Below are 10,767 nucleotides of genomic sequence, written 5' to 3' on the forward strand. Positions count from 1 at the left end.
GTCGCCACACCACGCGTCGCCACATCACGGGATCACAGCTGCTCCGTCGTGAGCAGCACCCCTCCGCCACGCAGCATCGGGGACCCGACCAGCACGAGCGCCGCCCGCGGGTCGGCGACCTGACGTGCACCCGCGTCGCGGCGCAGCTGCAGGACGGCTTCGGCGAGATGCCCCATGCCGTGCATCCGGCCCTGCGACAGGCTGCCCCCGCCGGTGTTGACGGGCAGTGCCCCGTCGACGGCGATGCGCCCGTCCTGCACGAAGTCGAGCGCCTCGCCACGCCCGCAGAACCCGGCGGCCTCCAGCCAGTACAGGACCGAGGGGGCGAACCCGTCGTAGAGCTGGGCGACCCCGACGTCGCCCACGCCGAGGCCCGACTGCCGCCACAGGTCGTCGACCAGCGGCGTCCCGGCCGCGACGTGGTCGCCCATCGTGTAGTGCAGGCGGTGCTCGCGGCGGGTGGTCTGCTGGGCGGCCGCGGCGACGAACACCGGTGGGCGGGGCAGGTCGTGGGCCCGCTCGGCCGTCGTCAGGACGAGGGCGATCGCCGCGGTGACGGGCACGTCGCAGTCGAACAGGCACAGCGGGTCCGCGATCATGCGCGCACCGAGGTAGTCCTGCTCGGTCATGGTCCGGCCGGCGAAGACGGCGTGCGGATTGCGGTTGGCGTTGTTCCGCGACCCGACGACGAGCGCGGCCATCGCCTCCCGCCGGCCCCCCGACAGCTCCAGGTAGCGGCGGTAGGCCAGGGCGTGCCACGGGATCGCGCCCGCGCAGCCGTAGGGCGCGGCGAAGGCTGCGTCGCCGGCCGCGGCGGTGGAGTGGGTGCCGTAGGTGCCGGGCGGGACGTACATCGCCCGCCACACCAGCGCGGTGGTGCACGCGCCTGCGGCGAGGGCGTGCACGGCGTCGCGCACCGACGTCGTCACCATCCCCTCCCCGGCCTGGGAGTACCAGCCGACGTCGCGCGCCCACGGCGCCTGGAGGAAGTGCTCGACGTCGACCATGTCCTCGCCGCTGCGCGCGACCGCACCCTCGAAGGGCGGCGTCGGGTAGGTGGCCAGGCCGTCGACGGCGTCGGGGGTGAGCCCGGCGTCGGCGATCGCGGCGGCCGCGGCGTCGTCGGCGAACCGCCCCAGCGGTGTGGACGTGCGCCGCTCGACCGCGGAGAACCCGACCCCGGCGACGGCCACCACGCACCGGTTCGCCCAGGTCACGACGGGTCTCCGGCCGGGACGAACCGCGGCAGCACCTGGTCGCCCGCGGTGGCGTCGAAGGCGACGCGCATGGGCAGCCCGACCGCCAGCTCGCGGTCGTCGACGCCGACGAGGTCCGACACCAGCCACAGGCCGGGCTGCTCCACGAGCTCGACGACCACGATCGTCACCGGAGCCAGCCCACGCGGACGGCCCGGGACGACCGGGTCGTGCGCCGCGGTCCAGCTGACGAGCGTGGCGTCGCCGCTGACCCCGGTGTACGCCGGTTCCCCGGCGCACGACGTGCACCGCGGTCGCGGCGGGTGCTGGTAGGTCCCGCAGTCGGCGCACCGCTGCACGACGAGCCGCCCCTCACCCGCGGCGGCCCAGAACGCGGCGGTCACGTCGTCGGGGACCGGTACGGGACGTGTCCAGGCCGCGTCCGTGGCCGGCCGGTCCGACATGGTCACGGCACCTCCCGCGGTCGGTGCGGACGCGCTCCACGACCTGTCCGTGACGGCATCCACTGCGGCGCAACGACCGTACCTCCCGCCCCGACCGGGGCGGACCGGCTCCGCAGTCCCGGAACAGGCACCCGTCCGTGCGTCCGCCGCCTGGTTCCGTGATCGCGAAAGCGCTCAGGCGCGGCACCCGCACTGTGTTAGGACGAGACTCGTCGCCGCGTCGCGACCGGGAAGGGGCACCGATGAGGCTGCGCGGGACCGACGTGTGCGTCGTCGGGGTCGGCACCAGCGAGGAGTTCGGGTTCGACCTCGGGCGCAGCCCGATGCGGCTGCAGGCGGAGGCGTTCACCGCCGCGCTGGCCGACTGCGGGCTCGACCGCACCGACGTCGACGGCTTCGCGACCGCCCACGGCTCCCCCACCGGCGTCGACTACGAGGAGTTCACCGCCGTCATGGGGCTGGACTGCCGCTACGTCGACCAGGCGTGGGCCCACGGGCGATGGTCGACGGGCCTGGTCGCGCACGCGTCGCTGGCGATCATGGCCGGGCTCGCCGACGTCGTCGCCATCGCCAACACCGTCACCAACGGCCGCGGCTACGCCCGCCACCTCGGTGGGCTCGGCGGGCACGGCACCGTCGAGGGGCAGCGCGACACCGGCGGTGGGCACGGCGAGTGGTCGGTGCACGGCGTCGACACCCCGGGGGCGGCGACGTCGCTCGTCGCGCAGCGGTACATGGAACGTTACGGCGCCACGACCGAGGACCTGGCGCGCATCGGGATCGGCTTCCGCGACAACGCCCGGCACAACCCCATGGCCATCCTGCGCGACAAACCGTTGACGCAGGAGTCCTACCTGCGCGAGCCCGTCATCTCCGGGCCGTTCCGCCGCTGCGACTACTCGCTGGCCAACGACGGCTCCACCTGCCTCGTCCTCGCCGCCGCCGACCGGGCGGCCGCCCTCGCGAAGCCCGGCGTCCGCGTCGCCGGCGCCCAGAGCATCCGTTCCAACCGGGACAGCTACGTGCTGTTCTCCCGGCCCGGGCTCGGCGTCGGGTTCGCCGACGAGACCCCGCTGCGCCCCGAGCGCCATCCCGTCTACGACATGGCCGACGTCGGCCGCGGCGACGTCGACGGCCTCTACGTCTACGACTCGTTCTCCAGCAACGTGTGGATGACGCTGGAGCGCTTCGGGTTCTGCGGCGAGGGTGAGGCGCCGGGCTGGATCGCGTCGCACGGGCTCGGCGTCGGTGCGGCGCTGCCCGTCAACACCAACGGCGGGCTGCTCTCGGAGGGCCACTTCGGCGGCTACAACCACCTCGTCGAGATGGTGCGTCAGCTGCGCGGCGAGGCCGGGGGGCGGCAGATCGACGGGGCGGAGGTGCTGCAGTGGACGACCCCGTGGGGCGACTCGCTGATCCTGACGCGCTGAGGCCGGGAGCGCCGGTCTCCGGGGCGGGCGTCGGCGCGCTCGTGTCCGCGGTGCCGGGTCGGACCGGGCCCCGGTTTCCGACATGACGTTCCTCGCCGAGACGGAGGCCTGATGTCGCGATTGCGTCAGGCCGGGATCCACCGCGGCCCGGCTCCTGTCGTGCACCCGGAGACCGAGCGTTTCTGGCGCGGGCTGGGCCAGGGCCGGTTGCAGCTGCAGCGCTGCACCACGTGCGGCACCGTGCGGTTCCCGCTCGGGCCCGTGTGCTGGAAGTGCGGCGGGTTCGGCCACGAATGGGCCGACGTCGCGACGACCGGCACCGTCTCGGCCGCCGTCACCGTCCGGCGCGCCACCGGCGACCCCGTCTGGGCCGACGAGGTCCCGCTGGTCAGCGCCCAGGTCGACATGGACGACGGGCACCGCCTGCCCGGCCGCGTCCTCTGCGACCCCGACGCACCTCCCCCGCACGGCACCCCCGTCGAGGCCGCATATCTCGCGACCGACGACGGCTACGGCGTCCTCTGCTTCCTGTTGCGAGCCGCCGAGCGCGCCGACCCCGCGCACAACGACCCGGCACACGACGACCCGGCACACGACGACCCGGCACACGACGCCGCGGACGACGACCCTGTGCACGACGACCCCGCCCATGGCGACCCTGAGGAGGGCCCGTGACCGACGTTCCCCGTTTCGCCGACCTACCGTTCGTCGAGGGCACCGAGGAGCGGCACGCCTGGGATGTCTGGGGCCGCGACGACGAGCTCGGATCGCTCAACCGCATCGGTCCCGAGCAGGTGCTGGCCGCGACCCGGCTCGTGTGTGAAGGCCGGATCATCCCGCTGTCGCTGCGCCTGGACGAGCCCGATCCCGGGCTGTTCGAGGACCGCGAGCCGTACGTGCACACCGTCGAGCGGATGAACGTCGGACGCGACGACAAGGTCGACAACTTCTACCTCCAGTACTCCACGCAGTGGGACGGCCTGCGGCACATCAAGTTCCGCGAGCACGGCTACTGGGGCGGCCGCAGCGAGGAGCAGCTGGACTCCTCCGACGACCTCGGCATCGACCGGTTCTCCCGGCGCGGCCCGATCGGCCGCGGGGTGTTGCTCGACGTCGCCCGCCATCAGGAACGGCTGGGCGCGCCGCTGGTCGGCGACCAGTCGTTCGACATCACCGGCCCGCTCCTCGACGAGGTCGCCCGCACCCAGGGCGTCGAGTTCCGCCCCGGGGACGTCCTCGTGCTGCGCACCGGCTGGCTCGAGTGGTACCGGGCGCAGTCGCGGGAGCGCCGCCTCGCGCAGCGCGGCACCATGAACCGGAGCATGGTGATGCCCGGCCTGGATGGCTCCCGCGACACCGCGGAGTGGCTGTGGGACAACGGGATCACCGGCGTCGCCGCCGACAACCTGGCCGTCGAGGTGCTGCCCGTCGACCGCGTGAAGGGCTTCCAGCACCGACGCCTCATCCCGTTGCTGGGCATGGTCGTCGGCGAGCTGTTCCACCTGCCCGAGCTGTCGGAGCACTGCGCGGCGTCGGGCCGCTACGAGTTCCTGCTGACCTCCGGCGCGCTGCCCGTCCCCCGCGGCGTCGGCAGCCCCGCCAACGCCTACGCGATCGTCTGACGATGAAGGCCGTGTCCTTCGCCGCTCCGGGCGGGCCGGAGGTGCTGGAGTACCTCGACCTGCCCGACCCGGTGCCGAGCCCGACGCAGGTCGTCGTCGCCGTCCGGGCGTGCGGGGTGTGCGGCCACGACTCCGCCGACCGCGCCGGCCTCACCCGCGTCCCACTGCCCGCGGTGCTGGGACACGAGATCGCGGGCGAGGTCGTGGCGGTCGGCGCCGGCGTCCGCAGATTCACCGTCGGGGACCGGGTGGCGTGCAAGCAGTTCACGACGTGCACCCACTGCCCCGCCTGCCGCTCCGGCGACGAGCTCACCTGCCCCGACAAGGCCTTCGTCTACGGCGGCGGCGCCGAGTACGTCGCCCTCGGACAGGACGCCCTGCTCGCCGTCCCCGAGCACGTCGCGTTCGCCGACGCCGCGATCACCTCCTGCACCGTCGGCACCTGCCTGCAGGCCCTCGACGACGTCGCCGCCGTGCGCGCCGGGGAGACCGTCGTCGTCACCGGGGCGGGCGGCGGGCTCGGGCTGCACGCGCTGCAGGTCGCCGCGGCGCTCGGCGCCCGCGTCGTCGCGGTGACGTCGTCGCCCGCCAAGGCACCGCTGCTGAGTGCCCACGGGGCCGACGACGTCGTCGTCACCGGCAGCGACCTCGCCGCCCGGCTCACCGACCTCACCGGTGGAACCGGACCGCAGGTCGTCCTCGACAACGTCGGCCACCCCGATGTGTTCAACGGCTGCTTCCGCGCGCTCGCCCACCGCGGCCGCTACGTCTTCACCGGGCAGCTGCAGCGCGAGAAGGTCAGCCTGTACCCGGCGTTCGTGTTCGGGAAGGAAGCCGTGATCACCGGCTCCAGCTCGACCCACGCGAGCACCTTCGCCCGCGCGATGGACCTCGTCGCCACCGGTGGCGTCCGCCCCGTCCACGAGACGTTCCCGCTGGCCGACGCGGTGGCTGCGCACCGGGCCGTCGACGGGCGCCGCGTCGCCGGGCGGGCCGTGCTCGTCCCCTGAGCCGCCGACGTCCGCCGACCCGGCGAGGTCAGGATCCGGCGGCGGGTGCGCGGCGGGCCGGACGCGGCCCCGTGCGCCCCGCGACGAGCAGCACGATGCCCTCGCTGAGCATCTGGATCCCCAACAGCACGCCGAGCAACGTGAGCGTCGCCGCGGTGAGGTTGAACAGCACGAACAAGCCCATCACCAGCGAGATCACGCCCGCGACAGCGAGCAGGACCCGGTTGCCGGGGACCTGGACCGCCAGCACGATCCGCACCCCGCCCACCACCAGGAACATGGCACCTGCCAGCAGCGTCAACGTCGCCGCACCCACGACGGGGTTGCGCAGCACGAAGATGCCCAGGACCGCGAGGATCGCCCCGCCCAGCAGAGCCGACCAGAACACCGCCGTCGACTGCCGCCGCATCACCGCCCGGACGATCAGCAGCACGCCGCCGACCAGGATCGTCCAGCCGATCAGGATGATCGAGATCAGCGTCGCCAGCACGGCATTGCTGAGCAGGAACGCACCCCCGAGGATCAGCAGCACCGCCAGCCCGATCTCCCAGGCGGAACGCCGCGTCGTCGTGTCGTCCATGTGTCGGACCTCCCGCTCGGCCGATCACCGAGCATGCCCGACCCGGGGACCGACCGGAACAGTCGTCGACGGAGTCAGCCCGTCCGGAACCGGGAACCGAGCGCGAGCTCACCGAGCAGGCGCGGCTGTGGGCCACCGAGGACTGCACCATCGGCCTCGCCGCCAACCTGGCCCGCCGGACCCCCGTTCTTCTCGGTCGCTGATCACGTGGGGCCTCGCCCCGCACCGGCACGGAGTTACCCTGGAGCGCGAACGACGAGTGGAGCGCACGTTGACTTTCGCCATCCAGGTGCTCATGCGGCGGTGCGAGGACATCCGCGACGCCTTCCACCGGGCCGTGTACGACGATCGCGACGTCGACGTGGCGATGACCGTCGCGGGCTCCGACTGCACGCTGGAACACGCGCCGGTCGGGACCGGAGCCGGGCCGGACGGCCTGCGCGCCTTCCTCGCCGACGACGTCGTCGCCCACCTGCCCGCCGGGCTCGCCTTCCAGCGCGTCACCCGCACCCTCGACCAGCGCCGCGTCGTCGAGGAGACGCTCGTGTCGTTCACCCACGACCGGCCGCTCCCCTGGCTGCTGCCCGGCATCCCCGCCACCGGCCGCGACGTCGAGGTTCGCGCCGTGTCCATCGCCGCGTTCCGACACACGACCCACCTCGGCGACATCAGCACCCGCATCACCAGCTACCGCGTGCTGTGGGACCTGTACTCGATGCTCACCCAGCTCGACGTCGACCCGGCGCGGCTGCGCCACGCCGACCGCGTCCCGGGCTGATCCGCGCGTTGCCGTGCGTGTGGGGCGGGCGCGCTCGGTCGGCGCCGGGCCCCTAGCGACCCCTGGGCACGGCTTGCCGAAACGCTGTCCCGGCGGGACCCTCGGGGCGTTGTTCACGGGCGAGCCGGCTGCGCGAGGAGGTCTGGCAATGGGAGCACTACGCGGCGGTGGCAAGCGGGGCGCGCTCCGCGCGGGAACCGGTGGGGAGCTCCTGTCCGAGTTCCTCGGAACGTTCGTCCTCATCGTTCTCGGGTGCGGATCGGTCGCGGTCGCGGTCGCGGGCCTCCCGGGGTCCGGTAGGCAGGACACACCGTTCGACGCCGGCAACTGGTTGATCATCGCTTTCGGCTGGGGGCTGGCGGTCGTTTTCGGCGTCTACGTCGCGGGCGGGGTGAGCGGTGCGCACCTGAACCCGGCCGTCACCCTGGCTCTCGCCCTCCGGCGCGGTTTCCCCTGGCGCAAGGTGGCGCCCTACTGGGCCGCCCAGGTCGTCGGGGCGTTCGCCGCCGCAGCGCTGGTCTATGCGTTGTACGCCCCCGCGATCACCACCTTCATCGCCGCCAACAACACTGCGGCCCGCAGCCAGTCCCTCCCCACGTTCGCCATCTTCGCCACCTTCCCGGCGGAGTACTTCAACGGAAGCTGGTGGGGTCCGCTGCTCGACCAGGTCGTCGGCACGGCGATCCTGGTGGCCCTCATCGCCGCGCTGATCGACAGCCGCAACCAGTCCCCGCTGTCGAACCTGGCGCCCTTCCTGATCGGCCTGGTCGTCGTGGCGATCGGGCTCAGTATCGGTACCAACGCCGGATACGCCATCAATCCGGCACGTGATCTCGGGCCGCGGGTGTTCACCTGGCTCGGGGGATGGGGAGACCTCGCGTTCCCCGGTGCCGGGGCGTGGTTCGACGACTACTGGTGGATCCCGATCGTCGGACCACTGATCGGGGGCGTGATCGGGATCTGCGTCTACGACCTCCTGATCGGCGGGGTCCTCGCCGCGCGGCTCGCCCGGCCGCCGGAGGAGCGGGAGCCGACGCCCGAGGTCGGCCGCACCTCGACGGACGAGCGGGCGTGACCGAGGTCATAACTCCGACGGCCCGGGAAACCACCGCCGCGGCGCAGCGCGCAGGACGATGACGGTGGTCGTCCCAGCGCAGAGACGAACCCGCAGGAAGGAGCGCACATGTTTGCGCGCGTCAACATCATCTTCGGTGAGCAGACCAAGGTCGACGCCGGAGTCACCCACATCGAAGGCGCCGACCGGGGCCTGGTCGAGGCGGCCGCCGGAAACCGCGGACTCACCACCGTCGTGGACCGGTCCGCGGGGGTGATCGTCGCGACGTCCTACTGGGACGAGCCGTCCCACGACTCCGAGGCGTCGTTGACCCACGCCCGTGCGGGCGCGGCCGAGGCCGCCGGCGGCGCGCTCGTCGTCGAACGCTACGCCGTCGTGCTCAGCGAACACCGATCCGTCCCGGCGGCCGGCGGGGTCGTCCGACTGGCGCACACGCAGGTCGAACCCGCCCGGACGGACGACGGGATCGCCTTCGTCCGGTCGCAGGTCGTGCCCGCGGTCAGCCCCCTACCGGGGTTCTGCAGCGCCGAACTGCTCCTCGACCACCTCTCGGGCGGGGGTGTGTTCGTGACGTCCTGGGACGACGAGCTCACCGCAGCGGCCGCGGACGAGATCGTCGGTGGGCTCTACGACGCGGCGTCCGCGCAGGCCGGGATGACATTCTCCCAGGTCGAGACGTACGCGGTGGTCCGCGCGGCGGCCTCCGCCTGACGGACCGGGCTCGGCGGGACCGAGCACGCTCCGCCCCTCCCGAGCGCCTCATCGGGATCGGGGAACGGGCACAGCATCGCGGCGTCGTTCGCGCCCGGCGCGGCGCCGCTCCGGCGCAGGCGGACCGCGCGCACACCCGGTCCGGCGCCTCCTGCGTCGATGACCGCGCGAGCCGCCACGCTGCTGCACGCCGTTGCCGGGCCTCGGCAGCCTCAGCGGATGCGGCCCCGAGACGGGCGCCGGTCCTGCCGGACGAGGCGGCGCCCGACGCCCGCCCCGGTCCGCACCACCCGCATCGCGCCCGAACGAGCAGGGACGGCTGCCGTCGACCCCGCCTCGTCCGCGTCGGCCCCCCACGCCGTCCGTGCACGACCACCTCGACGCCGCAGGGCCCGGGCGCACCCGTCCCCCCCGCGCCCACACCAGCCCGTCGGGCGGCACGGCCCGTCCGGAGCGGCTGGAGACCCGAGGTGGACGTTCCGACGCGTCGTCGACGAGGCCCGGCCACCCCGTCACTCTGCCGGGCCCCGGCAGTATCACCGGCCGAAGTTGGCCGGTCGCACCGTTGCCCGAGGTTCGGGTGCAGGGGCAACGTGGGAGATGGCCGGACGCCACCCGTGGGCCCCGCCGTCGGACTCACGTCGCGACACGCGGCCACGTCGCACCGGGACGCCCGTCCGCGGCCACCGAGGCGCCGGGTCCCGCGGTACCCATCGAGGAGGTGCGTCGTGCTCGAAGACCACGAGCAGCAGAAGTTGCACGCGTTCGAGCGCCAGTTCATGGCCGAGGACCCGCAGTTCATGCGGTCGTTCACCAGCCGCGCGCAGCGTCTGGACCGCACACGCTCCACGGGCTCCATGATCGTCGCGGTCACGGTCACCGTCGTCCTCTGCTCACTCACGCTGGGAGCCGGTTCACCCAGCGGCGCGGTGGCGTTCGCCGTCGGGATCTGGTTGGTCTGGTGGGCCTGGCGGGACTCCCACCGTCGGAAGCAAAGTCGGGACGGACGTCCGCGATGACCGGCCGCGTACCGATCCTTCGACCCGGACGGGGGCGGGTCATGAGCCCGGGCCGAGGTCACCAGCACCCCCTGGCCCCGTCGAGCGCCCCGCCACTCGCGCCGTTTCCGGATGTCGTTCCCGTGGGAGCCCGGCTGTGAGCGGCCCCCCGGGACGTCGGCCTCCCGACCCCGCGTCACCGGCGGGTACTCACCGCCGCGACGCCACGTCTGATCGTCGCCGCCTGCAACCACCTGGGCGCAGCCCTGCCGTCGTGTCACGAGGCCGTCGGGTGAGATCCGCATGAGCACCGTCGCGCCCAAGCCGATCGCCTCGCACCCCTACCCGGTGCGGCGGTCGGTCAAGGGATCCACGCTGCTCACGATGATGCGGACGACGGACCCCAAGGACATCGCGATCCTGTACATGGTCACGTCGTTCGGGTTCTTCCTGGCCGGCGGGGCGATGGCGCTGCTGATGCGCGCCGAGCTGGCCCGGCCCGGGATGCAGTTCCTGTCGACCGAGCAGTACAACCAGCTGTTCACGATGCACGGCACGATCATGCTGCTGCTGTACGCGACGCCGATCCTGTTCGGCTTCGCCAATTACATCGTGCCGCTGCAGATCGGTGCGCCCGACGTCGCGTTCCCGCGGCTGAACGCCTTCTCCTACTGGCTGTTCCTGTTCGGCGGGCTCATCGTCCTGTCGTCCTTCCTCACCCCGGGCGGGGCACCCGACTCGGGATGGACCGCGTACGCGCCGCTCTCGGAAGCCGTCCACTCACCGGGTGTCGGCCAGGATCTGTGGATCACCGGGCTCATCGTGGCCGGCCTGGGCACGATCCTCGGCGGCGTCAACTTCATCACCACGATCGTCTGCATGCGCGCGCCCGGCATGACGATG

General features: G+C 73.2%; 12 protein-coding genes. 9 read left to right on the forward strand and 3 right to left on the reverse strand.

Annotated features, from left to right (window positions below):
• Positions 1-32: 32 nt before the first annotated feature.
• On the reverse strand, positions 33-1,217 hold the full coding sequence (locus TOK_RS25780) for a hypothetical protein (RefSeq protein ID WP_098960548.1): 1,185 nt from the start codon (positions 1,215-1,217) through the stop codon (positions 33-35).
• A complete protein-coding gene (locus TOK_RS25785; protein WP_253258664.1) occupies positions 1,214-1,660 on the reverse strand; it encodes a Zn-ribbon domain-containing OB-fold protein in 447 nt (148 codons plus the stop codon). Before TOK_RS25785 ends, TOK_RS25780 begins: the two co-directional genes overlap by 4 nt.
• Before the next feature lie 242 nt (positions 1,661-1,902).
• Here TOK_RS25785 and TOK_RS25790 point away from each other — a divergent pair, with 242 nt between their 5' ends.
• The 4 genes from TOK_RS25790 to TOK_RS25805 all read left to right on the forward strand — a co-directional run bounded on the left by TOK_RS25790 (position 1,903) and on the right by TOK_RS25805 (position 5,722).
• Entirely contained in the window at positions 1,903-3,090 is a 1,188-nt protein-coding gene (locus TOK_RS25790) for a thiolase family protein (RefSeq protein WP_098960550.1), read from the forward strand.
• A 111-nt stretch (positions 3,091-3,201) separates the two neighbouring features.
• Entirely contained in the window at positions 3,202-3,765 is a 564-nt protein-coding gene (locus TOK_RS25795; RefSeq protein ID WP_098960551.1) for a Zn-ribbon domain-containing OB-fold protein, read from the forward strand.
• Positions 3,762-4,712 (forward strand): cyclase family protein, encoded by a 951-nt coding sequence (locus TOK_RS25800; RefSeq protein ID WP_098960552.1) that lies wholly within the window; start codon positions 3,762-3,764, stop codon positions 4,710-4,712. Before TOK_RS25795 ends, TOK_RS25800 begins: the two co-directional genes overlap by 4 nt.
• A 2-nt stretch (positions 4,713-4,714) precedes the next feature.
• The gene (locus TOK_RS25805; RefSeq protein WP_098960553.1) at positions 4,715-5,722 is read left to right on the forward strand and encodes an alcohol dehydrogenase catalytic domain-containing protein; all 1,008 of its coding nucleotides are present in this window, start codon (positions 4,715-4,717) and stop codon (positions 5,720-5,722) included.
• Positions 5,723-5,750: 28 nt separating this feature from the next.
• Here TOK_RS25805 and TOK_RS25810 read toward each other — a convergent pair whose 3' ends face one another.
• Positions 5,751-6,302, reverse strand: a complete 552-nt coding sequence (locus TOK_RS25810; protein ID WP_216362103.1) for an HdeD family acid-resistance protein — start codon at positions 6,300-6,302, stop codon at positions 5,751-5,753.
• A gap of 271 nt (positions 6,303-6,573) precedes the next feature.
• Between TOK_RS25810 and TOK_RS25815 the strand changes: the two genes are divergently transcribed.
• The 5 genes from TOK_RS25815 to TOK_RS34460 form a co-directional block, all read left to right on the forward strand.
• Positions 6,574-7,080, forward strand: a complete 507-nt coding sequence (locus TOK_RS25815; RefSeq protein ID WP_141566547.1) for a nuclear transport factor 2 family protein — start codon at positions 6,574-6,576, stop codon at positions 7,078-7,080.
• 148 nt (positions 7,081-7,228) lie between these two features.
• Positions 7,229-8,155: an MIP/aquaporin family protein gene (locus tag TOK_RS25820; RefSeq protein ID WP_098960555.1), complete on the forward strand. Its 927-nt coding sequence runs from the start codon at positions 7,229-7,231 to the stop codon at positions 8,153-8,155.
• A 108-nt stretch (positions 8,156-8,263) separates the two neighbouring features.
• Complete coding sequence (locus TOK_RS32945) at positions 8,264-8,866, forward strand: hypothetical protein (RefSeq protein ID WP_172457784.1); 603 nt, start codon at positions 8,264-8,266, stop codon at positions 8,864-8,866.
• Positions 8,867-9,594: 728 nt separating this feature from the next.
• A complete protein-coding gene (locus TOK_RS32950) occupies positions 9,595-9,885 on the forward strand; it encodes a DUF3040 domain-containing protein (RefSeq protein ID WP_172457785.1) in 291 nt (96 codons plus the stop codon).
• A gap of 282 nt (positions 9,886-10,167) precedes the next feature.
• Positions 10,168-10,767: cbb3-type cytochrome c oxidase subunit I (locus TOK_RS34460; RefSeq protein WP_253258637.1), on the forward strand; the 600-nt coding region annotated here is incomplete at its 3' end.

The sequence above is a fragment of the Pseudonocardia sp. N23 genome, from assembly GCF_002583555.1.
In the GTDB taxonomy this organism is placed as follows: Bacteria; Actinomycetota; Actinomycetes; order Mycobacteriales; family Pseudonocardiaceae; genus Pseudonocardia.